25 protein-coding genes are annotated in these 25,237 nt (G+C 66.8%); 18 read left to right on the top strand and 7 right to left on the bottom strand.

All coding sequences use genetic code 11. The features are described 5' to 3' along the window. The first annotated feature begins 32 nt into the window (after positions 1-32). From infB to QOJ24_RS18715, 4 genes are read left to right on the top strand one after another with little or no spacing between them, the layout of a single operon-like run. The gene (gene infB / locus QOJ24_RS18730) at positions 33-2,753 is read left to right on the top strand and encodes a translation initiation factor IF-2 (protein ID WP_526263891.1); all 2,721 of its coding nucleotides are present in this window, start codon (positions 33-35) and stop codon (positions 2,751-2,753) included. Next, a complete protein-coding gene (gene rbfA, locus QOJ24_RS18725) occupies positions 2,753-3,247 on the top strand; it encodes a 30S ribosome-binding factor RbfA (protein WP_526263889.1) in 495 nt (164 codons plus the stop codon). The genes infB and rbfA overlap by 1 nt, the downstream gene beginning before the upstream one ends. Next, positions 3,234-4,232 (top strand): DHH family phosphoesterase, encoded by a 999-nt coding sequence (locus tag QOJ24_RS18720; RefSeq protein WP_526264010.1) that lies wholly within the window; start codon positions 3,234-3,236, stop codon positions 4,230-4,232. The genes rbfA and QOJ24_RS18720 overlap by 14 nt, the downstream gene beginning before the upstream one ends. A 17-nt stretch (positions 4,233-4,249) precedes the next feature. Further along, a complete protein-coding gene (locus tag QOJ24_RS18715) occupies positions 4,250-5,590 on the top strand; it encodes an MATE family efflux transporter (protein ID WP_526263887.1) in 1,341 nt (446 codons plus the stop codon). Here QOJ24_RS18715 and QOJ24_RS18710 read toward each other — a convergent pair. After that, positions 5,587-7,842 carry an MMPL family transporter gene (locus QOJ24_RS18710; RefSeq protein ID WP_526263885.1) on the bottom strand — a complete coding sequence of 752 codons (2,256 nt, stop codon included), beginning with the start codon at positions 7,840-7,842 and terminating at the stop codon, positions 5,587-5,589. The two genes, QOJ24_RS18715 and QOJ24_RS18710, sit on opposite strands and share 4 nt — an antisense overlap. 238 nt (positions 7,843-8,080) lie before the next feature. Between QOJ24_RS18710 and QOJ24_RS18705 the strand changes: the two genes are divergently transcribed. Next, positions 8,081-8,551 (top strand): hypothetical protein, encoded by a 471-nt coding sequence (locus QOJ24_RS18705; RefSeq protein ID WP_526263883.1) that lies wholly within the window; start codon positions 8,081-8,083, stop codon positions 8,549-8,551. On the opposite strand, the gene QOJ24_RS18700 is transcribed toward QOJ24_RS18705, so the two are convergent. Both QOJ24_RS18700 and QOJ24_RS18695 read right to left on the bottom strand, forming a co-directional pair. Continuing rightward, complete coding sequence (locus QOJ24_RS18700) at positions 8,548-9,114, bottom strand: class I SAM-dependent methyltransferase (protein WP_526263881.1); 567 nt, start codon at positions 9,112-9,114, stop codon at positions 8,548-8,550. The two genes, QOJ24_RS18705 and QOJ24_RS18700, sit on opposite strands and share 4 nt — an antisense overlap. Positions 9,115-9,134: 20 nt before the next feature. Continuing rightward, positions 9,135-9,893, bottom strand: coding sequence for an enoyl-CoA hydratase (locus QOJ24_RS18695; protein ID WP_526263879.1), 759 nt, complete (start codon positions 9,891-9,893; stop codon positions 9,135-9,137). Positions 9,894-9,915: 22 nt separating this feature from the next. Here QOJ24_RS18695 and QOJ24_RS18690 point away from each other — a divergent pair, with 22 nt between their 5' ends. Next, on the top strand, positions 9,916-10,197 hold the full coding sequence (locus QOJ24_RS18690; protein ID WP_526263877.1) for a DUF2277 domain-containing protein: 282 nt from the start codon (positions 9,916-9,918) through the stop codon (positions 10,195-10,197). After that, complete coding sequence (locus QOJ24_RS18685) at positions 10,194-10,757, top strand: DUF1802 family protein (RefSeq protein ID WP_526263875.1); 564 nt, start codon at positions 10,194-10,196, stop codon at positions 10,755-10,757. The genes QOJ24_RS18690 and QOJ24_RS18685 overlap by 4 nt, the downstream gene beginning before the upstream one ends. Here the strand turns inward: QOJ24_RS18685 and QOJ24_RS18680 are convergent. Together QOJ24_RS18680 and QOJ24_RS18675 are read right to left on the bottom strand one after the other, a co-directional pair. Continuing rightward, a complete protein-coding gene (locus QOJ24_RS18680) occupies positions 10,746-12,383 on the bottom strand; it encodes a CocE/NonD family hydrolase (RefSeq protein WP_526263873.1) in 1,638 nt (545 codons plus the stop codon). The genes QOJ24_RS18685 and QOJ24_RS18680 overlap by 12 nt on opposite strands. Positions 12,384-12,420: 37 nt before the next feature. Then, entirely contained in the window at positions 12,421-13,026 is a 606-nt protein-coding gene (locus QOJ24_RS18675; protein WP_526263871.1) for a DUF3558 domain-containing protein, read from the bottom strand. Between the two features lie 131 nt (positions 13,027-13,157). On the opposite strand from QOJ24_RS18675, the gene pptH reads away from it, so the two are divergent. The 3 genes from pptH to truB are packed head-to-tail and all read left to right on the top strand — an operon-like array spanning position 13,158 to position 15,645. Further along, positions 13,158-14,102, top strand: a complete 945-nt coding sequence (pptH, locus tag QOJ24_RS18670; protein ID WP_526263869.1) for an ACP phosphodiesterase PptH — start codon at positions 13,158-13,160, stop codon at positions 14,100-14,102. Beyond that, the gene (gene pptT, locus QOJ24_RS18665; RefSeq protein WP_526263867.1) at positions 14,099-14,767 is read left to right on the top strand and encodes a 4'-phosphopantetheinyl transferase PptT; all 669 of its coding nucleotides are present in this window, start codon (positions 14,099-14,101) and stop codon (positions 14,765-14,767) included. The genes pptH and pptT overlap by 4 nt, the downstream gene beginning before the upstream one ends. After that, positions 14,722-15,645, top strand: a complete 924-nt coding sequence (gene truB, locus QOJ24_RS18660; protein ID WP_526263865.1) for a tRNA pseudouridine(55) synthase TruB — start codon at positions 14,722-14,724, stop codon at positions 15,643-15,645. Before pptT ends, truB begins: the two co-directional genes overlap by 46 nt. Before the next feature lie 21 nt (positions 15,646-15,666). Here truB and mntR read toward each other — a convergent pair whose 3' ends face one another. Then, positions 15,667-16,371: a manganese-binding transcriptional regulator MntR gene (gene mntR / locus QOJ24_RS18655; RefSeq protein WP_526263864.1), complete on the bottom strand. Its 705-nt coding sequence runs from the start codon at positions 16,369-16,371 to the stop codon at positions 15,667-15,669. 81 nt (positions 16,372-16,452) lie between these two features. Here mntR and QOJ24_RS18650 point away from each other — a divergent pair, with 81 nt between their 5' ends. From QOJ24_RS18650 to QOJ24_RS18620, 7 genes are all read left to right on the top strand, one after another. After that, a complete protein-coding gene (locus tag QOJ24_RS18650) occupies positions 16,453-17,427 on the top strand; it encodes a bifunctional riboflavin kinase/FAD synthetase (protein ID WP_526263862.1) in 975 nt (324 codons plus the stop codon). A gap of 166 nt (positions 17,428-17,593) precedes the next feature. After that, on the top strand, positions 17,594-17,863 hold the full coding sequence (gene rpsO, locus QOJ24_RS18645) for a 30S ribosomal protein S15 (protein ID WP_526263860.1): 270 nt from the start codon (positions 17,594-17,596) through the stop codon (positions 17,861-17,863). A gap of 13 nt (positions 17,864-17,876) precedes the next feature. Next, positions 17,877-18,698 (top strand): class I SAM-dependent methyltransferase, encoded by an 822-nt coding sequence (locus QOJ24_RS18640; protein WP_526263858.1) that lies wholly within the window; start codon positions 17,877-17,879, stop codon positions 18,696-18,698. Positions 18,699-18,965: 267 nt separating this feature from the next. Then, entirely contained in the window at positions 18,966-21,224 is a 2,259-nt protein-coding gene (locus QOJ24_RS18635; RefSeq protein WP_526263856.1) for a polyribonucleotide nucleotidyltransferase, read from the top strand. Next, positions 21,205-22,557 carry a M16 family metallopeptidase gene (locus QOJ24_RS18630; RefSeq protein ID WP_526263854.1) on the top strand — a complete coding sequence of 451 codons (1,353 nt, stop codon included), beginning with the start codon at positions 21,205-21,207 and terminating at the stop codon, positions 22,555-22,557. Before QOJ24_RS18635 ends, QOJ24_RS18630 begins: the two co-directional genes overlap by 20 nt. Positions 22,558-22,575: 18 nt before the next feature. Next, positions 22,576-23,484, top strand: a complete 909-nt coding sequence (gene bla / locus QOJ24_RS18625; RefSeq protein ID WP_526263852.1) for a class A beta-lactamase — start codon at positions 22,576-22,578, stop codon at positions 23,482-23,484. Positions 23,485-23,488: 4 nt separating this feature from the next. Further along, on the top strand, positions 23,489-24,316 hold the full coding sequence (locus QOJ24_RS18620; RefSeq protein WP_526263850.1) for a rhomboid family intramembrane serine protease: 828 nt from the start codon (positions 23,489-23,491) through the stop codon (positions 24,314-24,316). 1 nt (position 24,317) lies between these two features. Here QOJ24_RS18620 and QOJ24_RS18615 read toward each other — a convergent pair whose 3' ends face one another. Further along, positions 24,318-24,872 (bottom strand): DUF4334 domain-containing protein, encoded by a 555-nt coding sequence (locus tag QOJ24_RS18615; RefSeq protein ID WP_526263848.1) that lies wholly within the window; start codon positions 24,870-24,872, stop codon positions 24,318-24,320. Positions 24,873-24,924: 52 nt separating this feature from the next. Here QOJ24_RS18615 and QOJ24_RS18610 point away from each other — a divergent pair. After that, a partial coding sequence (locus QOJ24_RS18610) for a YchJ family metal-binding protein (protein ID WP_526263846.1) occupies positions 24,925-25,237 on the top strand: 313 nt, incomplete at its 3' end.

Here is a 25,237-nt window from a genome sequence, read left to right as displayed (position 1 = left end):
ACCTCCGCTGTCGCCTCTAAGACAGGAGAGAAGTGGCAGGCAAGGCCCGCGTACACGAGTTGGCTAAAGAACTCGGTGTCACCAGCAAGGAAGTACTCGCCCGACTTAGTGAACAGGGCGAATTCGTTAAATCCGCATCCTCCACCGTGGAGGCCCCCGTCGCGCGCAGGCTGCGCGAAGCCCTCGGCGGACCAAAACCCGCCGCTGAGAAGGCGACGGCCGACGGTAACGGCGCGCCCGCCAAGAAGGCGGCCGCCAAGGCACCCGCGCCGGAGAATGCGCCTGCGCCCAAGCCTGCCGCTCCGGTAGAGCAGCCACCCGCACCCCTAGAGCCCGAGGCACCCGCCGCAGTGGTGGCACCGGTGGCCGAGGCGGCACCTGCAGCCGCACCCTCGCGCCCCGGCCCCACTCCGGGCCCGCGGCCCGCAACTCCGGGTCCCAAGCCGGCGCCGCGCACACCGCGCGTCGGTAACAACCCGTTCTCCTCGGCGCAGCCGGTCGAGCGGGCGATTCCACGGCCCCAGGCACCCCGACCGGGCGCACCGCGACCCGGCGGTGGCCCCCGACCCGGCGCATCGCCGGGCAACATGCCGCCCCGTCCTCCCGGCGGAGCACCAGGTCGTCCGCGTCCGGGCGGCGCCCCGCGTCCGGCTGCCGGTGGTCGCGGCCCGGGCGGCGGCGCCGGTGGCGGCGGTCGTCCCGGTGGCGGCGGCGGCGGTAATTACCGCACCGGTGGACCCGGTGGCGGTGGACCCGCCGGCGGTGGCGCACCCGCAGGAGGCGGCGGCTTTCGCGGTCGTCCCGGCGGCGGCGGTCGTCCCGGTCAGCGGGGCGGTGCGGCAGGGGCGTTCGGTCGTCCCGGCGGCGCACCCAAGCGCGGCCGTAAGTCGAAGCGCGCGAAACGCGCCGAGTACGAGAACATGCAGGCGCCGGTCGTCGGCGGCGTGCGGTTGCCGCACGGCAACGGCGAGACCGTCCGGCTGGCGCGCGGTGCGTCGCTGTCCGACTTCGCCGAGAAGATCGACGCCAACCCGGCCGCTCTGGTGCAGGCGCTGTTCAACCTTGGCGAAATGGTCACGGCCACCCAGTCGGTCGGCGATGACACACTGGAGCTGCTCGGCAGCGAGATGAACTACAAGATCCAGGTCGTGTCCCCCGAGGACGAGGACCGCGAACTGCTGCAGTCCTTCGATCTCACCTACGGCGAGGACGAGGGCGGCGAGGACGACCTCGAGTTCCGTCCGCCCGTGGTCACCGTCATGGGTCACGTCGACCACGGCAAGACCCGACTGCTGGACACCATCCGTCAGGCCAACGTCCGCGAGGAAGAGGCAGGCGGCATCACCCAGCACATCGGTGCCTACCAGGTGGCTGTTGCCTTCGACGGTGGCGAGCGGCTCATCACCTTCATCGACACCCCGGGCCACGAGGCGTTCACCGCCATGCGTGCCCGCGGCGCCAAGGCCACCGATATCGCGATCCTGGTGGTCGCCGCCGATGACGGCGTCATGCCGCAGACGGTGGAGGCCATCAACCACGCGCAGGCGGCCGATGTGCCGATCGTGGTTGCGGTCAACAAGATCGACAAGGAAGGTGCCGACCCCTCGAAGATCCGCGGGCAGCTGACCGAATACGGTTTGGTACCAGAGGAATTCGGTGGCGACACCATGTTCGTCGACATCTCGGCGAAGCAGGGCACCAACATCGCGGCGCTGGAAGAGGCGGTGCTGCTCACCGCCGACGCCTCGCTCGACCTGCGGGCCAACCCGGACATGGAGGCTCAGGGTGTGGCCATCGAGGCGCACCTGGACCGCGGTCGCGGACCGGTGGCGACGGTGCTCATTTCGCGCGGCACCCTGCGGGTCGGCGACTCGATCGTCGCCGGCGATGCCTACGGGCGCGTCCGCCGCATGGTCGACGAGCACGGCGAGGACGTCGAGGAGGCGTCGCCGTCTCGTCCCGTCCAGGTCATCGGCTTCACGTCGGTGCCGGGTGCCGGTGACAACCTTCTGGTCGTCGACGAGGACCGGATCGCGCGGCAGATCGCCGACCGTCGCAGCGCCCGCAAGCGCAACGCCCTGGCGGCGCGCACGCGCAAACGCATCAGCCTCGATGATCTGGACGCCGCGCTGAAGGAAACCAGCCAGCTCAACCTGATCCTGAAGGGCGACAACGCCGGCACGGTCGAGGCGTTGGAGCAGGCCCTCCTCGGCATCGAGATCGACGACGAGGTGGAACTGCGCGTCATCGATCGCGGTGTCGGCGGCGTCACCGAGACGAACGTCAACCTGGCGTCGGCCTCGGACGCGGTGATCATCGGGTTCAACGTCCGCGCCGAAGGCAAGGCCACCGAGCTGGCCAACCGCGACGGCGTCGACATTCGCTACTACTCGGTGATCTACCAAGCCATCGACGAGATCGAGAGCGCGCTCAAGGGCATGCTCAAGCCGGTCTACGAGGAGAAGGAACTCGGCCGGGCGGAGATCCGGGCGATCTTCCGGTCGTCCAAGGTCGGCAACATCGCCGGCTGCCTTGTCACCTCCGGTGTGATCCGCCGCAACTCGAAGGCGCGGCTGCTGCGCGACAACGTCGTGGTCGCCGAGACCATGACGGTGTCCTCGCTGCGGCGCGAGAAGGATGACGTCACCGAGGTTCGCGACGGCTACGAATGCGGTTTGACGTTGACGTACTCCGACATCAAGGAGGGCGACGTCATCGAAACGTACGAGCTCGTCGAAAAAGAGCGCACCTAGTGCCTGATGTGGGCCGGGCCCGTCGGCTCTCCAAACGCATCGGCACCATCGTCGCCTCGGCGATCGAGTTCGAAATCAAGGATCCCCCGTTGGCCTTCGTGACCATCACGGACACGAAGGTGACGGGCGACCTGCACGACGCCACGGTGTACTACACGGTGCGCGGCGCGACGTTGCAGGAAGAACCCGATTACGCCGCAGCGGCAGCCGCTCTGGAGCGGGCCAAAGGCACGCTGCGCAGTAGGGTCGGAGCTGCGACAGGCGTGCGCTTCACCCCGACGCTCGCGTTCGTTCTCGACAAGGTGCCCGAAACCTCTGCGCACATGGAGGAGCTGCTCGCCAAGGCGCGCGCCGCGGATGAGGATTTGGCGAGAGTTCGGCAGGGTGCCAAGCATGCAGGCGATGCCGACCCGTATCGTCAGGACCGGGTGGAGGGGCCCGGCGGGGAGCTGGATGACGAGCAAGACGCTGAGGAAACCGTTGACCGCGATTGATCCGAAGACCGACGCAGACTTGGCAGGTCAGCGCGTCGATGCCAACGGTGCGGTCGAGCTCCTGAGTTCAGCGAATTCCGTCAGCGTCGTCTGCCACGTCTACCCCGACGCCGATACCGTCGGCGCTGGTCTGGCGCTCGCGCTCGTACTCGACCACGCGGGCAAGGACGTCGAGGTGAGCTTCGCGGAACCGGCAGGCCTGCCCGAATCCCTGCAGTCCCTGCCCGGTGGTCACCTGCTGATTCCTCCGACCGACATGCGGCGCGACGCCGACCTGGTGGTCACCGTCGACATCCCGAGCATCAACCGGCTCGGATCGCTTGCCGAGCTGGCCGAACCGGGTCGCGAGGTGCTGGTGATCGATCACCACGCCTCCAATCAACTGTTCGGCACCGCCAACTTCGTCGACCCCTTCGCCGATTCGACGACGATGCTGGTCGCGGAATTGCTCGACGCTTGGGACAAACCGATCGAAGCCGCCGTCGCGCACTGTCTGTACGCCGGGTTGACCACCGACACCGGGTCGTTCCGCTGGGCCAGCGCGCGTGCCCACAAGCTGGCCGCGCGGCTGGTGGAGTTGGGCGTCGACAACGCGGCGATCAGCCGCACCCTGCTCGACACGCATCCGTTTGCGTGGCTGCCGATGCTGTCGCGCGTGCTTGCCTCCGCCCAGTTGCTGCCCGACGCAGCCGAGGGCCGCGGTCTGGTGTATGCCGTTGTGCGACATCAGGAATGGGCCGATGCGCGACCCGAGGAAGTCGAGAGCATCGTCGACATCGTGCGCACCACCCAGCAGGCCGAGGTGGCCGCGGTGTTCAAGGAGATCGAACCTGGGCGCTGGTCGGTGTCGATGCGGGCCAAGTCGATGGATCTCGCCATGATCGCAAGTGCTTTCGGCGGCGGCGGCCACCCTCACGCCGCCGGATATTCGACCTCCGGATCGGCCGACGACGTCGTCCAGGCGCTCTACGTTGCTCTTGGCTGACGGACGTCCGCGGCGCCTTGGCTGAGTCCGACCCAGCGTCCGATCTTCCGATTGCGCCCGCGACCGGTCGGCGTATCGCCGGGCTGGCACTGCCTGCGCTCGGGGTACTGGCCGCCGAACCCATCTACCTGCTCTTCGACCTTGCCGTAGTCGGTCGGCTCGGCGCGATCAGCCTGGCCGGTCTCGCGATTGGCGGGCTGATTCTGAGCACGCTGAGCTCGCAGATGACGTTCCTGTCCTACGGCACCACGGCGCGCTCGGCACGCTTCTTCGGCGCGGGCGATCGTGAGACGGCGGTCGGCGAGGGCGTGCAGGCCACGTGGCTCGCGGTCGGGCTGGGCACGCTGATCGTGGCGGTGGTCCAGGTTGCCGCGGTGCCGTTGGTATCGGCGCTGTCGGCCGGCGGCGGAATCGCCGAGGCGGCGCTGCCCTGGGTACGGATCGCGATCTTCGGTGTGCCCGCCATCCTGATCTCGGCGGCAGGCAACGGCTGGATGCGCGGCGTGCAGGACACCGCACGGCCGCTGCGCTACGTCGTCAGGGGGTTCGCGGTGTCGGCCGTGCTGTGCCCGCTGCTGGTGTACGGCTGGCTGGGCATGCCACGCATGGAGGTGCAAGGGTCGGCGGTCGCCAACCTGATCGGCCAGTGGCTGGCCGCGTTGATGTTCTGCCGCGCGCTTCTGGTGGAACGGGTACCGCTGCGGGTCCAGCCGACGGTGCTTCGCGCGCAAGTGGTGATGGGCCGGGACCTGTTGTTGCGGACGTTGGCCTTTCAGGCATGCTTCGTGTCGGCGGGAGCCGTCGCCGCCCGGTTCGGTGCAGCCGCCGTCGCTGCGCATCAGGTGGTGCTGCAGCTGTGGAGTTTTCTTGCGCTGGTTCTGGATTCGCTGGCGATCGCGGCGCAGTCGCTGGTGGGTGCGGCGCTCGGTGCCGGCGAGTTGGCGCACGCGAAGTCGGTGGCGTGGCGGGTGACCATCTTCTCCGCCGTCGCCTCCGCGGTGCTGGCCGGTGTCTTCGCCGCCGGTGCGTCCGTCTTCCCGAGCGTATTCACCGCCGACCGCTCGGTGCTGGACGCCATCGGAGTGCCGTGGTGGTTCATGGTCGCTCAATTACCCGTCGCCGGAATCGTTTTCGCACTCGACGGCGTGCTGCTCGGCGCCGGTGACGCGAAGTTCATGCGCAACGCCACCCTGATCAGCGCGCTCGTCGGGTTTCTTCCGCTGATCTGGCTGTCGCTGATCTTCGGCTGGGGCCTGGTCGGCATCTGGTTGGGTTTGAGCACCTTCATGGTGCTGCGGCTGATCTTCGTCGGGTGGCGTGCCTTCTCCGGTCGGTGGCTGGTGCCGGGAACGGGTTAGAGAGGCACCGGTTCTGGTTCGGGTGCAACAGGTTCGGGCGGGCTGGCACCCGACTCGCGCAAGCCGACGCGTCGGTGCAGGGCGCGCAACGGTGCGGGCGCCCACCAGTTGTACCGGCCGAGCAGATGCATCAGCGCGGGCAACAACAACATCCGCACCAGGGTGGCGTCGGCGAGCACCGCGAGCGTGACGCCGAGACCGAACATCACCATCACCGACACCTGCGCGGCCATCAGCGTCGCGAAGGACAGCGCCATCAACAGCGCCGCCGCTGTCACCACCCGGCCCGTGCGGGCGATGCCCAGAGCAACGGCTTCGTCGTTGTCGACGCCCCCCGATTCGAGCCAGTATTCGCGGATGCGGGAGATCAGGAACACCTCGTAGTCCATCGAGAGTCCGAACGCCAGGCAGAACAGCAGTGCAGGCACGTGCGCGATCATCGTGCCGGTCGCTGTCGTGCCGAACGCCCCGAGATGGCCCTGCTGGAACACCCACACCAGAGCGCCGAATGACGCCGTCAACGAAAGCACGTTGAGCACAAGCGCTTTCAGCGGCAGTACCACACTCCCGGTGAGCAGGAAGAGCAGCACGAAGGTGATCACCGCAATGACCACCAGAACCTTGGGCATCGTGTCGGCCACGCCTGCCGCGCTGTCGCGGTTGATCTGCGCCCGCCCGGTCAGCATGACGTTCTGGCCTGCAGGCGCGGGAACGGCGTGCAGCATATCCAGCTGACGCTCGGACGCTGCCGAGTACAGCGGCGCGTCGGTGGCCACTGTGAAGAACGCGCTGCCGTCCTTGACGAGCGCGGGGGCGGACGAAGCACCGACGCGAACACCGGAGCTGAAGGTCCCGCCGGGTGCCGACACCGCGGCGACGTCGGGAACCCGTGACAGGTCCGCGGCGTAACGGTCGAGATCGCGGGGACCCACGCCGGTGACGTCAGGGATGACCACGGCGAGGTCGGTGAGGGAATTGACCCCGAAGCTCGCGCGCATGTCGTCGCCGATCTGACGTGACGACGCCGACTCTGGAAGGACGCGGTCGTCCGGATATCCCCATTTGACGCCCAGGAACGGCGCGCCGAGTAGCAGAAGCAGCACCACGACAGCGGTGGTGATCCGAATGGACCGCCGCAGAATCGCTTTCGTCCACCGGTACCAGAACGTCTGCTCGACGGTTCGGGGGAGCGGCTCGGGCACACGCAGGAGCCGGCGGCCGAAGCGCCGCGCATCCAGCGAGTCGATCCGCGGACCGAGGAACGCGATCGCCGCGGGTGCGACGATGATCGCCGCTGTCGCGGCCAGCGCAACGACGGCGACGCCCGCATAGCCGAGCGATTTCAGGAAGTACATCGGGAACATCGTCATCGTCGCCATCGCGAGCGATACCGTCAGCGCCGAGAACAGCACCGTGCGACCCGCGGTGGCCATGGTGCGCCGCAGCGCGTCGTCCCGGTCCGCGCCGTCGGCTATCTCATCGCGGAACCGGCTGACGATGAGAAGCGTGTAGTCGATGGCCAGGGCCAAGCCCATGGCGATGATCAGGTTCAGCGCGAAGATCGACACCTCGGTGAACGAGGCGAGTGCCCGCATCATCGCGATCGAGCCGATGATCGCAAACCCGCCGACCGCGAGGGGGACCGCGGCGGCGAGCGCCCCGCCGAACACCCAGATCAGGACAAGGAAGCTGAGCGGTAGCGCAATCGCCTCCATGGTCAGCAGGTCGCGCTTGCTCTGGTCGTTGGCCTCGATGTAGGTGATCACCTCGCCGCCCGCTCTCACCGCGACTCCGTCGCGGTCGTGCAGTAAGGGCAATAGCGTGCGCCCGTTCCTCTGCGCACCGTTCTCGCCCCCGGATACGCCCGCAACGATCAGGCCGGTCTTTCCGTCTTCGCTGATCATCGAGCGTGCCATCTCCGCCGGTGCGGTCCATGCGGAGTGCACCTGGGTGATGAACGGGAACTCATTGAGTTGCGTCGCAAGGTCATGCGCGACAGCACGGGCCGTTTCGCTCTGCACGCCCGCGTCGGAGGTGATCGAAACGATCAGGTTCATATCGCCCTGCTCGAATGTGTGGGCGAGCATCTGCGTCGCGTCCCACGACTCCGACGCCGGATTGCGGAATCCGCCCGCCGAGAGGCTGTCCATGACGGGCGCGCCGTATACCCCGGCGCCGGCCATCAGCAGCAGTGCGAGAATCAGTATTCTTCGTGGCGCCGCGATCGCGAAACGCGTTATCTGGCGGAGCATTTCAATGACCTGCCCAAGCAACCACGACGTCGCGGGGCAGCGACGCTGTTTCCGAGATCTGGCGGGGACGAGGTGATGGCTCCATTGAAGGAAACGTAAATTCTCGGCAACGATCGGTCGCGCGTAGTCGACTACTCCACCGCTGTGGCAGGGCGGCCGATGTACTCCGGTGAGGTTTCGCCGGCAGTTTTCGAGAGCCCAGTTATGGTTGTCGACGATGCACGCGAGGATCGACGCGATGAAACGGCCAAAGGCACTGGTGTCACTCGGCGCCGCATGGGCGTTGGCCGGCGCGGTCTCGATGGCGCCGTCGGCGGCCGAGCCGGGAACCGTCGGCACCGCCGTGAATGTGGTGATAAACAAATCGTTCGACCAGACCGCGGATGCCGACCAGTGTGTCGGGGCGTCGACCCTTGCGGCTGTACGCCGCGGATCCTCGGTGATCCTGTCGGAGGAATCGGCTTCGCCCGATGCCCCCAAGGTCGCCGTCGGCCAGTTCTTCCGTTCCAGGCTGAAGGACGGCGTGTGTCAGGTGCTCTACATCACGAGCGCGCCCGTCATGGCCGGCTTCAACGTTCAGTTCGTCGGCCCCGCCGGCGGTCTCAGTTCAGTGTTCGGCCCGAACCCGGCCGAGCCCGTCACCGACCAGCCGGGCATCCAGCAGGTGGTTCACATCGACATCGGGATCGAACCGCCTGCAGCCGGTTAGTCAGCGACGCGCGCGATGACTCCCCAACCGAAATCGTTGATGCGCACGTTCACGTCGGCGAACCCGGCGGCGGCCAACCGGTCGGGCAAGGTGTCCGGGTCGACGGGGTTGTAGGTGTCGTCCTCGTGGTGGGCCTTGAGTTCCTCGCTGCCCAGGCTGTCGCTGGCGACCAGCGGGGCGCCGGGCCGCAGCACACGGGCGACCTCGGCGAAAAGCCGATCCTGCAGTGCGACCGTCGGAACGTGGTGCAGCATCGTGAAACACGCTGCACCGGAAAACCTGTTGTCGGCGTAAGGCAGGGACGTCGCGTCGCCGTTGACGATCTCGACCGACGGAACGCCGGCGAATCGGTCGGTCAGCATCGCCGCCAGCTCATCGTCGATCTCGACCGAAGTGAGCCGCGGCACCCTCTGGCTGAGCACGTCGGTGGTGGCGCCGTAGCCGGGCCCGACCTCGAGTACGTCATCGCCGAGGTCGGTGTCGTTGAGTGCCCACGGCAGGATGACCTCGCGCATCGCCTTTCGCCACTCGTCGCTGCCGCACATCTCGTGCGCTTTGTTCATTCTCGGCAGCCTAGGCGCGGTCAGCGCACTTGTGTACGGCCCCTCTGGATCACAGCGTCGCGGTTAGCGGCGATGTCGTCGCCGCTGGCGCTGCTCATCCATTGCCGCGCGGACGACGCCTCAATCCAGAGCCCTTCGCCGGTCTGGGCGTCGTCGATGCGGTGATAGGACGCCAGCAGCGCACGCACGGCCTTCTGGTTGTTGCCGACGATCGATGTGGCAACACGCCGTGCGGTCGGCAACAGCTGGTCGTGCGGCACCACTTGGGTGACCAGACCGGCCCTCAAAGCATCCTCGGCCGAGAGATAGTCGCCGGTCAGGCTCATGTGGCGGGCCATGCCGACCCCGACCTTCTGCGGGAGCCGCACCGACAGCCCCCACGTCGGCAGCAGCCCCACTCTGGCGTGGGTGTCGGCGAACCGGGCCTGTTCGGAGGCGATCAGGATGTCGCAGTACAGCGCCAGCTCGAGCCCGCCGGTGACGGCTGCGCCGTTGATGGCGCCGATCACCGGCTTGCTCATCGGAGGCCACTTCGGCGAGATGTCGGGCAGCTCGGTGGTGTCTCCCAGCTCCTTGAGGTCGAGCCCGGCGCAGAACACCGGGTCGGCGCCGGTCAGGATGACCACGTCGACGGCCTCGTCGGCCTCGGCATCGCGCAGCGCGGCGAAGAACTGTCTACGCAGCGCAGCCGACAGCGCGTTGCGTGACTGCGGCCGGTTCAGCGTCAGGGTGCGGATCCGGTCCGTGGTGTCGATCAGCAGCACATCGTCGGAAGTCATGGCCTGAACCTATCCTGGACGAATGTGCCGAAACATCACCGAGCTCCGCGGTCTGGAACCGGCCGCGACCTCCGAGGAGATCGAGGCGGCGTCGCGCCAGTACATCCGCAAGGTCAGCGGCGTGACACGGCCGACCGCGGCCAATGCCGAGGCCTTCGAGACCGCCGTCGCCGAGGTCACCGCGATCACGACACGGCTGCTGGCCTCGCTGCCGCCTCGTAGGCAACCGCCGAAGACCGTACCGCCGTTGCGGCGTCCCGAGGTTCGGGCCCGCATCGCGGCCAGGGCCGCAGGCGCCGGGTGACCGCGGAAGCCCTCACCCAACCCGCGCTGAAGGAATGGAGCGCGGCAGTACATGCGATGCTCGATGGCCGCCAGACCGTGTTGCTGCGCAAGGGCGGCATTCACGAGAAGAGGTTCACCCTCGACTCGCCCCACTTCGTGTTCTTCCCGACGGTCGCCCACAGCCACGCGCAGCGGGTACGCCCCGAGCATCGCGACCTGCTTGAGGCCGCAGCCGCCGACAGCACGGAGGCCGAGATCGTCTTGCGTGCAGGCGCGAAAGTCGTTGCCGCCGTGGAGGTCAATCGTCCCGAACGGCTCGAGGACATCGCACCGATGCACATCTGGACCGCCGAATCGGTGCGTGCCGACCGGCTGGATTTCCGGCCCAGACACAAGTTGACGGCGCTGGTGGTTCAGGTCAGCCCGCTCGCCGATCCGGAACGGGTGGCCCGCGTGCCGGCATATGCCGGGTGTACGAGCTGGGTGCCGCTGCCGGTCAACCCGATGTGGTCGACGCCGGTCCACGACGACGCGACGCTGCGTGATATCGCTGCGCGCGTTCGTGATTCAGTGGGGTGACGGCAGTGCGCCCGCCGGCAGCCGTAGCCGCGACGCGCCGTCCCCGACGTGCACGGTGTGGGTGGCCGGCCGCATTCCTCTGCCGGTGAGCAGTGGCTCGCCGGTGCCGAGATTGCGCGCGAACCTCGGATGGGATCCGCCGGCAATGAGCACCCGGATGCGTGAACCCGCGCGGAATTTGTGCGCGACGGCGTCCAGTTCGATGGTGATCGTGCCGGAATCGCTTGTGCCGCGGCGGTAACCGTCGCTGACGTTACGAGATCGACCCTTCGCGTCGACCTCACTGACCCGGACGAAGAGGTCGTTGTGCGGGTTGTCGCAGGAGTGCGACAGGTCCAGGATCGGGTTTCCGACCACGTAGACGTCCTGCGACAGCGCGTCGCCGGTGAACGTCAGCACATCTGAGCGGTCGGCAAGTTTGGTGTCGTTTCGGTAGCCGCCCGCGGGGGAGAGCAGCCGACCGCCCAGGGTCGGCGTCGGGTCCGTGGGGTCATAAGTGAAGGTCGACGTCGGCGCCGTGTCGGGCGGTACCGCAACACCCAGACGACCACCTGGCTGCAGATACCGCACCTGCTCGGGCATCGTGGGCGGCCAATCGTCGAGTTCGATCCAGCCGTCATGGTTGACGTGGATGCGTACCGGGCTGCGCTCGGTGCCACCGTCGCCCGCCAGGTGCGCGTCCAGCCAGCGCAGCGACTCGCGCAACACGGTCGGGGCACCCTTGGTCAACAGGTGCCCGTGGGTCCACGAGCCGATGGTGACCGCGACCGGCACATTTCGGCGGCGCAGTTGTGCGTACTGCTCCAACGTCTGGTCGATGAACACGTCCTGCCAGCCGGTGAGCAACAGCACGGGAACCTCGGCGTGCTCCAGCGCGGTGTGCAATTGAGTGCCCGCCCAGAACGGGTCGTCGTGCTCCGGGTGTTCGAGCCACGACTCGTACCACGGCGCGCCCTCGCCGAGCAGTTCTCGGCCTGCCTCGCCGACAGGCAGGGCCGCCGTCGCTCGTGCCAGCAACCGCCTGGACTGGACCATCCGCACGACGCCTCGTATCCGGCCCGGATCTTCCTGGTGGGTGATGGCGTCATTCCATCCGAGGAAGTCGTTGAGCCCGAATGAACCCGTGCCCCAGCGCGGTCCGCTGAGGTCGTGCGGTCCCACGGTGATGACGGCCGCCGCCATTTCCGGTGGCGGGTCGGTCAGCAACGCCCACTGGGTGAAACCGAGATAGGACGCACCCATGGTGGCGAACGATCCGGTAAACCACGGCTGGTCGCGTAGCCATGCCGCGGTGTCGGCGCCGTCGGCGATTTCGTGGGTGAAGGGTCTGAAGTCGCCACTGGACCCGAAGGTGCCGCGAACACTTTGCACGATGACGTGGTAACCACGGGCGGCGTAGACGCTGCCGAACAGCGCCGAGACCGGATACCCGCGGCTGTACGGGGTGCGAACCAGAAGTGTGCCCGCCGGTTTCGGCGTCAGGGGACGATAGTGGTCGGCGAGCAGCGAGATGCCGTCGCGCATGGGTATCCGAACGCGATGGACGACCTCGTAATCGGTGGTCTGCGGCGGAAGGCCCAGAAGGCGGCCGAGGGTCCGGCCGAAGATGTTCGTGACTGCAGGCACGCCAACCGAGGCTACGCAGGTGTGCGCTAGCGGCGGATCACTCGCTGCCGTCGCGCTTCTTGTACTGGTAGTACGGCGCCAGCTCATGGGCGCGTTGCAGGTTGGTCTGCATGCAGTCGACGTCGTCGGCCGTGTAGGTCGGCGCGTAGAACAGCGACTGCTGAATCACGCCCCAGTCGGTCTTGAAGTCGATCGCGCAGGTGATCCACCAGCGGTTGTTCCAGTCGGTCGGCTTCATCACCCAGAACTGCGCCGCGCGGTGCCCGTCGATGTCCAGCTCGACCGCGTCGGGGGGCAGGCTCTGCTCGTAGGTGCGCCACACGAACGCCTCGACCGCCATCTGGTAGTTCCCGGCGTCGTAGTGGCAGCGCAGGCCGTCCTCCAGCTCGGGTGGGGTGAACGAGAGGCCGATGCGCTGGATCACGTCCAGTGGGATGTCGCGGCATGCGTCGAACGGATCGGGATCGACGGTCTCGATCACCGGCCACTTGATCGTCGTCGTCGCCATCGGCAGCGGTGCGGAGGTCGACCGCAGTTGCACCGGATCTGGCGTCTGCACGGTCAGCGGTCCGCCCTGCAGGACCAGAATCACCGCCGTCACCAGCGCACCGAACGCCGCGAACAGACGGATCCTGGTGGCCATAACACCCCCTCGCGCATCGACGGCCCCTGCGGGGACTATACAAGTCGCCTCGAAGCCGCCGGACCGGAAACGAGAACATGTTCTAGTTGCACGTCGGAGCGGACGGCCGCACGCAAGTACGCTTGACATTCGTGGCGACACTCTGGGCGGTCAGCGACCTGCATACCGGTCACACCGGCAATAAGCCGGTCACCGAATCGCTGCATCCGTCGTCGCCGGACGACTGGCTGATCGTCGCCGGCGACGTCGCCGAGCGCACCGACGAGATCAGGTGGGCACTGGACCTGCTTCGGAAGCGGTTCGCCAAGGTCATCTGGGTGCCGGGCAACCACGAGCTGTGGACCACCTCCAAAGATCCGATGCAGGTGTTCGGCCGCGCGCGCTACGACTACCTGGTCAACATGTGCGACGAGATGGGCGTGGTCACCCCCGAGCATCCTTTTCCGGTGTGGACCGATGCAGGCGGCCCCGCCACGATCGTGCCGATGTTTCTGCTATACGACTACACGTTCTTGCCCGAGGGGGCGGCGACGAAGTCCGAGGGGCTGGCCATCGCCAGGGAACGCAACGTGGTCGCCACAGACGAGTTCGTGCTCTCCAACGAGCCGTACGCAACCAAGGATGCGTGGTGCCGCGACCGGGTAGCGGCCACCCGCAAGCGGCTCGAGGACCTCGATTGGGTGACGCCGACGGTTCTGGTGAACCACTTCCCGTTGGTGCGGGAGCCATGCGACGCGCTGTTCTATCCGGAGTTCTCACTCTGGTGCGGTACCACGGCGACCGTTGACTGGCACACCCGCTACAACGCGATCTGCTCGGTATACGGACACCTGCACATACCCAGAACGACGTGGTATGACGGCGTGCGCTTCGAAGAGGTGTCGGTCGGCTACCCGCGAGAGTGGCGGCGCCGCAAGCCGTATCGCTGGCTGCGCCAGGTGCTCCCCGACCCGGACTATCCCGCCGGATATCTCAACGAGTTCGGCGGCCATTTCGAGATCACCGATGAGATGCGGACAAGCGCGCAGAAAATCCAGGAGCGGATCGCCAACCGGCAGGCGACGCGGGCCAGATGATTGTCGCGACACTCCTTTCCGACGTGCTGCCCGGCACGGTCGCCGCGGCCGAAATGTACAACGACCCACCAGATTTGGTGCCGCTTCCCGAGGAGGAGCCGCTGATCGCCAAGTCGGTGGCCAAACGCCGCAACGAGTTCATCACCGTGCGCTACTGCGCGCGACAGGCGCTTGGCGAAATTGGCGTGCCTCCGGTGCCGATCCTGAAGGGTGAGAAGGGCGAACCGTGCTGGCCCGACGGAGTGGTCGGCAGCCTCACGCACTGCGACGGCTACCGCGGCGCCGCGGTCGGCAGGCACGAATCCGTGCGGTCGGTCGGCATCGATGCCGAGCCTCACGGTGTGCTGCCCCATGGCGTGCTGGATGCGATCAGCCTGCCTGTCGAGCGCACCGAGATCAGCGCGCTGCCCGCGGGACTGCACTGGGATCGAATCTTGTTCTGCGCCAAAGAAGCCACCTACAAGGCGTGGTACCCGGTCACCCGGCGCTGGCTGGGTTTCGAGGACGCCCACATCGTGTTCGACGTGGACGAGGGTGGCGCCGCAGGCGGATTCGAATCCACCATCCTCATCGACCCGGCTGCCCTGTCGGGTCCGCCGCTGACCACGCTGCGTGGCCGATGGTCGGTGCGGGACGGTCTGGCGCTGACGGCGATCGTGTTGTGAGTTTCGGAGGACTGGTGGTGGTCGACAAACCCTCCAGGATGACGAGCCACGACGTGGTTTCCCGGTGCAGGCGTTTCTTCTCCACCCGCAAGGTCGGGCATGCGGGCACGTTGGACCCGATGGCCACGGGTGTCCTGGTGGTCGGCATCGAGCGGGCCACCAAGATCCTCGGGTTGCTGACCGCGACCGATAAGTCGTATGCCGCGACCATTCGGCTGGGCCAGACGACCAGCACCGAAGACGCCGACGGCGAAGTGCTGCAAACGGTTTCGGCTGCCGAGGTCGCTGATGACGATATCGCAGCAGCGATTACGGCGCTTCGCGGCGACATCTCGCAGGTGCCGTCGGCGGTCAGCGCCGTCAAGGTCGGCGGCAAACGCGCTTATCAACTCGTTCGTGAAGGCCAAACCGTCGAGTTGGCCGCTCGGGCGGTACACATCGGTCGCTTCGAGGTGCTCGACGTCCGGCGGACGACTGATCTGGTCGACGTCGACGTCGAGGTGGACTGTTCGAGCGGCACCTACATCCGGGCGCTGGCCCGCGACGTCGGCGCCACCCTTGGCGTCGGTGGACATCTCACCGCGCTGCGACGCACCCGTGTGGGCATGTTCGGGCTCGACGAGGCACGCACGCTCGATGCCCTGGCCGATGAACCGGCCCTGAGCTATTCGCTCGACGAGGCCTGCCTGCTGGCCTTCCCGCGTCGCGACCTGACCGCCGACGAGGCTGACTCCGCGCGACACGGAAGGGCGTTGGACCCGGCGGGGATCGACGGGGTGTATGCCGCGGTGGCGCCGGACGAGAAGGTCATTTCACTCCTGCGCGACCAGGGCGACCGGGCACGATCGGTAGTGGTCATTCGTCCCGCGACGCTGTGAGGGATCGGCGCGTCCGCCCCGCTAGCCGACCACCCAGATCGCCTCTGCCGCCGGGCTGCCGAGATCGACGGTGGTGCCCGGGTCGTTCTCCCTGGCGTCGGAAGGCTTGATCGCCACGGAGATCATGCCCGCGAAGTCGCGGCGGGCCAGCACCATCAACCGCGAATCCAAAGTGATGCCCACGCTGTCGAAGTACCGCAGCATTTCCGGGTCGGCGTCGGAGATGCGGGCCACCGTGCCCGTCTCGCCGTCCTCGCACACCGAGAGCTGCCGCGCATCCGGCGTCGGCACGTGGCCGTCGGCGGCAGGGATCGGGTCGCCGTGCGGGTCGCGCGTGGGATGACCCAACTTGGCGTCGATGCGGTCCAGCATCCGGTCCGAGACGGCGTGCTCGAGCACCTCCGCCTCGTCGTGCACCTCGTCCCAGCTGTAGCCCAGCACCCGGACCAGGAAGGTCTCCATCAACCGGTGCCTGCGGACCATCACCAGCGCCGCTCGGCGGCCCGCGTCGGTCAGCGTCACCGCGCCGTACTTCTCGTGGTCGACCAAGCCCTGATCGGCCAGCTTGCGGATGGATTCCGACGCCGTGCTGGCCGACACCCCGATTCGCTCCGCGAGCATCTTTGTGGACACTTTTTCCCGTGACCACTCCTGGGCAGTCCAGATGACCTTGAGGTAATCCTGGGCGACCGTGGTCAGGTCGCGCTGATCACCATTCGGACTCACAGTGAAGAAGTTTAGGCAATGGTCATCTGATCTGGGGATGTGACGCAGCCGGGACGGTGTGCGCGTCGTAGGCTTGCCACCGTGCAGCGCTGGCGGGGGCAGGACGAGATCCCCACCGACTGGGGTAGATGCGTCGTGACGATCGGCGTGTTCGACGGGGTGCACCGCGGGCACGCCGAGCTCATCAATCACGCCGTCAAGGCGGGTAGGTCCCGCGGTGTGCCCACGGTGCTGATGACGTTCGACCCCCACCCGATGGAGGTCGTCTTCCCCGGCAGCCATCCCGCCCAGCTGACCACCCTGACCCGGCGTGCCGAGCTGGTCGAGGAAATGGGCATCGACGTCTTCCTCGTGATGCCGTTCACCTCCGACTTCATGAAGCTCACACCCGAGCGCTACATCCACGAACTGCTGGTGGAGAACTTGCACGTCGTCGAGGTGGTGGTGGGCGAGAACTTCACCTTCGGCAAGAAGGCGGCGGGCAACGTCGCCCTGCTGCGCAGGGCGGGGGAGCGGTTCGGTTTCGCGGTCGAGGGCATGTCGCTGGTTTCCGAGCATGAAGGAGACCAAACATTCACCTTCTCGTCGACCTACATCCGGTCCTGCGTGGACGCGGGCGACGTCGTGGCCGCCGCCGAGGCGCTGGGCCGGCCGCACCGGGTCGAGGGTGTGGTGGTTCGCGGCGACGGCCGCGGCAAAGTGCTGGGCTATCCGACCGCCAACGTCGCGCCGCCGATGTACTCGGCCATCCCGGCCGACGGGGTGTACGCCGCGTGGTTCACCGTGCTCGGCCACGGCCCTGTTGTGGGAACTGTCGTGCCTGGTGAGCGGTACCAGGCGGCGGTTTCCGTCGGAACCAATCCGACGTTCTCCGGGCGGACACGCACGGTCGAGGCGTTCGTCCTCGATAACGAGGCCGACCTGTACGGCCAGCACGTCGGGGTGGATTTCGTCGCCCGCATCCGCGGCCAGGAGCGCTTCGGCTCGGTCGACGACCTGATCACGGCCATGGGCGGCGACACGGAGCGCGCGCGCTCCATCCTTGCCGCCCAGTAACCTTTGCGCGGCTCGGTCGCCGAAGCGATTTCGCTGCTCAGCCTGGGCGCTGCTAAACTTCACGCCGACCAAGCGTGTGCTGCAGTTCGCGGTGGCTGCGCTACTTCGAGCCCCAGCAGGGGCTCTATCCTCACCCTCGCGGACCTATTGATGGAGAGATTGTTTCGTGGCGCTCACTGCCGAACAGAAAAAAGACATCCTGGGCTCCTACGGCCTGCATGACACCGATACCGGTTCGCCGGAGGCACAGGTCGCGCTGCTGACCAAGCGCATCTCTGACCTGACCGAGCACCTCAAGGTGCACAAGCATGACCATCACTCGCGGCGCGGACTGCTGCTGCTGGTCGGTCGCCGCCGCCGCCTGCTCAAGTACGTCGCCCAGGTCGACGTGACGCGCTACCGCACCCTGATCGACCGCCTCGGCCTTCGCCGCTGACGTCTGTCATGACGTGAGCAGCCCCGACTACGTTCTGGGAAGCGACGACGCGGAAATCGCGCGTCTGCAGGTGCAGGCGCAGATTATCGCCGAACCGACAGCTCTGCTCTTCGAGCGTGGCGGACTGCGCGCTGGAATGCGGGTCCTCGACCTCGGCTCCGGTCCCGGCGACGTGGCGTTCCAGGTGGCGCAGATCGTTGGACCAGACGGACACGTCGTCGGTCTCGAGCAGGATCCTGCTCAGATAGTGGTCGCCGAGCGGCGCCGAGATGAGCTGGGTCTTCCAAACGTGGTCTTCCGCCGCGGCGATGCCCGCACGTTCGTCGACGACCAGCCGTTCGACGCCGTCGTCTGCCGATTGCTGCTCATGCACCTGCCCGATGCGCAGGACGTCCTGGCCCACCATGTGGGCAATCTGCGGCCAGGTGGTTGCCTGGTCGCCGTCGACTACGACATGGCCGGGGCACGCACGCGTCCGGAGGTCGAGTTGTTCTCCGATGTCCTGCGGTGGCTGACGGCAGGCTTCGAACACGCTCACGTGGATCCATCCGTGGGGATGCGTTTTCCTGTCCTCTTCGAGAAAGCGGGCCTGCACGACGTCGGCTCGCTCGGAATACAGGCCTATTTCGGACCCGATGACCGACAGGCGCCGGGATACGTGGTCGGCGTGGTGCGCGCACTCAAAGACGCCATAGTCGCCTCGGGTGTGGTGACCGAGGAGGAGCTGGACATCGAGACGCTCGAGCAGCGGCTTTACGACGCGATCAGCGCGGCTGACGCCGTATGGACCGTGCCGACCGTGGTCGGCGGCTGGGGCCGGCGCCCCGAGGGCTGAATTTCGGTCCTGTACCTGCTGCAATGTACGATGGATTAGTTCGGTAGCCGGTTCGGCTCGAACGCTTGGGTACGGCCTTCGCAACACCGTGAGCGCCGTTCCTGCCCGTCATATCGGGATCCGCCTGATCGCGCGGTCTTCGGTAGTGGCTGCCGGGGTTCTGACCCCCGACAGCTTCGATCGACGGCCGCTTCCAGGGCCAGGGTCCAGACGCTGTGACGACGCAAAACAGTTGAACAGTGATCCAGAGAGGCCATACGGACGTCTATGTCTGTAGTTGAAATTGAAGAAGGCGTGTTCGAATCGACCGCCGTTATCGACAACGGGAGCTTCGGCACCCGCACCATCCGTTTCGAAACCGGCCGGCTGGCCAAGCAGGCCGCCGGCGCCGTCGTCGCCTACCTCGACGACGAGACCATGCTGCTGTCGGCCACGACGGCAAGCAAGACCCCCAAAGACCATTTCGACTTCTTCCCGCTGACGATCGACGTCGAAGAGCGCATGTATGCGGCGGGACGCATTCCCGGCTCGTTCTTCCGGCGTGAGGGTCGCCCCTCCACCGACGCGATCCTGACCTGCCGACTGATCGACAGGCCGCTGCGCCCCACGTTCATCTCGGGTCTGCGTAACGAGATCCAGGTCGTCGTCACCATTTTGAGCCTCGATCCCAAGGATCTGTACGACGTGCTGGCGATCAACGCCGCGTCGGCTTCCACGCAGATCTCGGGGATTCCGTTCTCCGGTCCCGTCGGTGGCGTTCGCGTGGCACTCATCGAGGGCACCTGGGTGGCGTTCCCCACCGTCGAGCAGCTCGAGAACGCGGTCTTCGACATGGTCGTCGCGGGCCGCAAGACGGCTGACGACGTGGCCATCATGATGGTGGAGGCCGAAGCCACCGACAATGTCATCGACCTGATCGCAGGCGGGGCAGGCGCCCCGACCGAGTCGGTCGTGGCCGAGGGCCTTGAAGCGGCCAAGCCGTTTATCGCCGCATTGTGTGCCGCTCAACAGGAGATGGCCGACAAGGCCGCCAAGCCGACCGCCGAATACCCGGTGTTCCCGGACTACCAGGACGACGTGTTCTACGCGGTGTCCTCGGTGGCGACCGACGAGCTCTCCAAGGCGCTCACCATCGCAGGCAAGGAAGAGCGCAACGACCGCACCGACGAGATCAAGGCCGAGGTGCTGGCGCGGCTCGCCGACACGTACGCGGGTCGCGAGAAGGAGGTCGGCGCCGCGTTCCGGTCGCTGACCAAGAAGCTTGTGCGCCAACGTATTCTGACCGACCACTTCCGCATCGACGGCCGCGGCATCACCGATATCCGCGCTCTTTCCGCCGAGGTCGCCGTAATCCCGCGGGCGCACGGCAGCGCGTTGTTCGAGCGCGGCGAGACCCAGATCATGGGTGTGACGACGCTGGACATGGTCAAGATGGCCCAGCAGATCGACTCGCTGGGGCCGGAGAAGTCCAAGCGCTACATGCATCACTACAACTTCCCGCCGTACTCGACCGGTGAGACCGGTCGCGTCGGCTCGCCCAAGCGGCGTGAAATCGGGCACGGCGCACTGGCCGAGCGGGCACTCATGCCCGTGCTGCCGAGCGTCGAGGAGTTTCCGTATGCGATCCGCCAGGTGTCGGAGGCGTTGAGCTCCAACGGCTCGACGTCGATGGGCTCGGTCTGTGCCTCCACCCTGTCGCTGCTGAACGCGGGCGTGCCACTCAAGGCGCCGGTCGCGGGCATCGCGATGGGTCTGGTGTCCGATGACGTCGAACTGGATGACGGCAGCACCGAACGTCGCTTCGTCACCCTGACCGACATCCTCGGCGCCGAGGATGCCTTCGGTGACATGGACTTCAAGTGCGCGGGCACAAAGGATTTCGTCACCGCGCTGCAGCTGGACACCAAGCTCGACGGCATTCCGTCGAAGGTGCTGGCCGGTGCACTGGCCCAGGCCAAGGACGCCCGCATCACGATCCTCGAGGTGATGGCCGAGGCGATCGACGAGCCCGACGAGATGAGCCCGTACGCGCCGCGTGTCACCGCGATCAAGGTCCCGGTCGACAAGATCGGCGAGGTCATCGGGCCCAAGGGCAAGATGATCAACTCGATCACCGAGCAGACCGGAGCGTCTATCTCGATCGAGGATGACGGCACGGTGTTCGTCGGTGCGACCGACGGATTGTCGGCACAGGCCGCAATCGACATGATCAACGCGATCGCCAACCCGCAGCTGCCCAAGACCGGTGAGCGGTTCCTCGGAACCGTGGTCAAGACAACCGATTTCGGTGCCTTCGTGTCGCTGTTGCCTGGCCGCGACGGCCTGGTGCACATCTCCAAGCTCGGCCGGGGCAAGCGCATTGCCAAGGTCGAAGATGTGGTGAAGGTCGGCGACAAGCTGCGTGTGGAGATTGCCGATATCGACAACCGCGGCAAGATCTCGCTCGTCCTGGTCTCGGAGGACGAAGAAACCAACTCAGCCGCGTCGCCCGAGTCGACGCCTGTCGATGCCACGACAGGTAGCTAGCGGGAAGGCGGGCCTGCGACGGGTCCGCGGCGGCAACGAGGGCGCGACGGAGTCCACAGTGCGGCGCACCACCCTGCCCGGTGGACTGCGCGTCGTCACCGAATACATTCCGTCGGTGCGATCGGCGTCGGTCGGTGTGTGGGTGGGCGTCGGTTCGCGCGATGAAGGATCCAGCGTTGCCGGCGCCGCGCACTTCCTCGAGCACCTGTTGTTCAAGTCCACCCCGACGCGCAGCGCGGTGGAGATCGCCCAGGCGGTGGACGCGGTCGGCGGTGAGCTGAATGCGTTCACGGCACGCGAACACACCTGCTACTACGCGCACGTGCTCGACAGCGACGTGGACCTGGCCATCGACCTGGTCGCCGACGTCGTGCTGCGGGGTTCGTGCGCGGTCGAGGACGTCGAACTGGAACGCGCTGTGGTGCTCGAGGAGATCGCCATGCGTGACGACGATCCGGAGGACACTCTCGGCGACGTTTTCCTGTCGGCCGTGTTCGGGGCGCACCCGGTTGGCCGGCCCGTGATCGGCAGTGCCGCATCGGTTTCCGCGATGACACGGTCGCAGCTGCATTCGTTCCACGTTCGTCGCTACACCCCCGAACGGATGGTGGTTGCGGTCGCGGGCAACATCGACCATGACGAGGTGGTCGGGCTGGTGCGTGAGCACTTCGGAGCTCACCTGACGCGTGGTCGCACCGCGATACCGCCGCGCAAAGGCACGGGTCGGGTCACCGGTCAACCCTCCGTGGAGGTCGTCAACCGGGATGCCGAGCAGACGCACCTGTCGCTGGGCGTGCGGGTACCTGGACGGCACTGGAAGCATCGGTGGGCGTTGTCGGTCCTGAACACCGCGCTTGGCGGGGGCCTGAGTTCGCGCTTGTTCCAGCAGATCCGGGAGACCCGCGGGCTTGCCTACTCGGTGTATTCGGCGGTCGACACGTTCTCCGACACCGGCGCGCTGTCGGTCTACGCCGCATGCCTGCCCGAGCGCTTCGGGGAAGTCGCCCGGGTGACAACCGATGTGCTGGAGACGGTGGCCCGAGACGGGATCACCGAAGGTGAGTGCCGGATCGCCAAGGGGTCGTTGTCCGGTGGGTTGGTGCTCGGGCTGGAGGACTCCGGCTCGCGGATGAACCGCATCGGCCGCAGTGAGTTGAACTTCGGCGAGCACCGCAGCATCGACAAGACCCTGGAGCTGATCAACGAGGTCACTCTCGAAGAGGTCAACGCCGTCGCACGCAAGCTGCTGACCAGGCAGTACGGCGCGGCCGTCCTGGGGCCGTACCGCACCAAAAAGTCACTGCCGCAGCCGCTTCGGGCCATCGCGGGCTGATCGCCTACCGTGGGAGCAGTGAATCACTTCTCCCGACGAAGCATGCTGGTGAGCGGCCTGGCAGTGGCGGGCCTCGCCGCTCTTCCGCACAAGCCCGTCCTTGCCGAACCCGTCGATCGCGCCGAGCCGGCCGCGCCGGTCCATGACCGCATCGAGGCGCTGCAGCGACAGCACAACGTGAAGATCGGTGTGTATGCCGTCGATCTGGAGTCCGGCCGCACGGTCTCTCACCTCGACGGCGAATCGTTCGCCATGTGTTCGACGTTCAAGGGCTACGCCGCCGCCAGGGTTCTGCAGATGGTCCAGAACGGCGAGCTGACACTGGACCGGCAGGTCTTCGTCGATCCGGAGCAGGCCGCGCTGCCCAACTCTCCGAGGACCGCTCCCAACGCCGGGGGTCAGATGACGTTGGCCGATCTGTGCGCGGCCGCGGTACAGGTCAGCGACAACGCCGCGGGCAATCTTCTCCTGCAGACGATCGGCGGGCCCTCTGCCATCACTGATTTCGCGCGTAGCATCGGCGATGACCGCACGCGCTTGGACCGCTGGGAGATCGAGCTGAACACCGCGATCCCGGGCGACCCACGCGACACCAGCACTGCACGCGCGCTCGGCGGCGGCTACCGCAGCCTGCTCAGCGGTGACGTGCTGGCCCCGCCGCAGCGCCAGCAGCTCGAGGATTGGATGCGGGGCAACGAGACGTCGAGCATGCGGCCAGGCCTGCCCGACGGCTGGACCACCGCGGACAAGACGGGCAACGGCGACTACGGCAGCACCAACGACGTCGGTATGGCGTACGGACCGCGAGGTCAACGGCTGCTGCTGGCCATCTTGACGCGCTCGCAGGCAAACGATCCGAAAGCGACGAACAATCGACCGCTGATCGGTGAACTCACCAAGCTGCTCACGCCATGGCTGCTTGGATGACCCGATGACACAACCGAACCCGACCTGCTATCGGCACCCGGACCGCCCGACGTTTGTCCAGTGCACGCGGTGCCACCGGTACATCTGCCCAGAGTGCATGCGCGACGCCGCGGTCGGTCACCAATGCGTGGAATGTGTCAGCGACGGGGCGAAGACGGTTCGGCAGCCACGAACGCAGTTCGGCGGCCGAATGGGTTCGGCTACACCGTTTCTCACCTACGCCCTGATCGCGCTCAACGTGGTGCTGTTCATCGGCCAGAAGGCGTCGCGCAAGTTCGAGGCGGCGCTGACGATGTGGTCGCCCGCTGTCGCCGACGGCGAGCTGTATCGGATGATCACGTCGGCGTTCCTGCACAACGGGATCACCCACATCCTGTTCAACATGTTCGCGCTGTTCGTGGTCGGTCCGCCGCTGGAGATCTGGCTTGGCCGACTGCGTTTCATTGCGCTCTATCTGCTCAGTGCGCTGGGTGGTTCAGTGGTGATCTATCTGTTCTCTCCGCTGAATGCGGCGACGGTTGGTGCGTCGGGCGCGGTGTTCGGCTTGTTCGCGGCCACTTTCGTGGTCGCCAAGAAGGTCAACGTCGACATCCGCTGGGTCGTCATCATGATCGTGATCAACCTGGTGATCACGTTCACGGTGCCCTCGATCAGCTGGCAGGGACATCTTGGCGGGCTGGTCACGGGCGGACTGGTGGCGTTCGCCTATGCATATGCGCCACGCGAGCGGCGCACCGTCGTACAGGCGGGTGCGACGGTGGGCATCCTCGTGGTGTTCGTCGCGCTGATCTGGTGGCGGACGACCGAACTGTTGACGATGTTCGCGGGTTGACTCAGCGAAGCTTCAGCGAGTCGTCGCGTGCGAGCACGAAGAAGTAGGGCTTCTTCGATCCGCGCAGATCCATTGCTCCGATCACGCTTTGGTCGTCCAACCTGCGGAAGACGTCGTTGATGGGCAATTGGTCGTAGATCATCGTTGCGGTGTCGACCCCGCGATAGCGCGTTGTGCGCAACCGCGCCTTGGAACGCCGCGTTCGCAGCAGCGGGCTCGCAGCGTTGATGGCGCCCGCATATTTGTGGCGGCGCAGGGCAGGAAATCTCGTGACAATTCCGAGGCCGCCGAAGGCCAGCGTCGGGTTGACCGCCCACAGCGCTCGGCGGTCGCTGGTGGGGAACAGCAGCGGGTGCACGGTCTCGCTGTCGACGAACTGCTTGCCCCACCATCCGCTGGCTTCCAGAAGGCCGTCCAACGGATGGCCGGTCGGAAGCTCTGCGCCGTGCCACGTGCCGATCATGAACTCGGGTTCGACGGCGGAGCTGGCGTCGAAGAGTGCAAGCGCATCGTCGGACGTTGTCGGCGCGTTGGGAAGTACGTCGGCCAGAGCCATGCCACGACCATACTTGACGGGTGTCAAGAGTGGAATCGACCAGACTGGATTCGTGCCGGTTACCGATGACTGCCCCTGCGGCGGCGGCGAAGAGTTCGCCCTCTGCTGCCACCCCCTTCACGCCGGAGAGCGGATGGCGGCGACCGCCGTGGAGTTGATGCGATCGCGGTACAGCGCCTTTGCGGTCGGGGACATGGACTACGTGTGGCGGACCTGGCATCCGCGCACCCGCCCAGAAGCGCTGTCGCCGTCAGGTGAGACGTGGACGGGACTGGAGATCCTCAAGACGGTGGCGGGACAGCCCGGCGACGAGGACGGCGAGGTGGAGTTCCGGGCGCACTACAGCCGAAACCGACGAAGTGGGA

Source organism: Mycobacterium sp. (genome assembly GCF_032159775.1).
Classification (GTDB): Bacteria; Actinomycetota; Actinomycetes; order Mycobacteriales; family Mycobacteriaceae; genus Mycobacterium.
The sequence above is the reverse complement of the archived record's forward strand: the minus strand, read 5'-3'. Positions and strand labels throughout refer to the sequence as shown.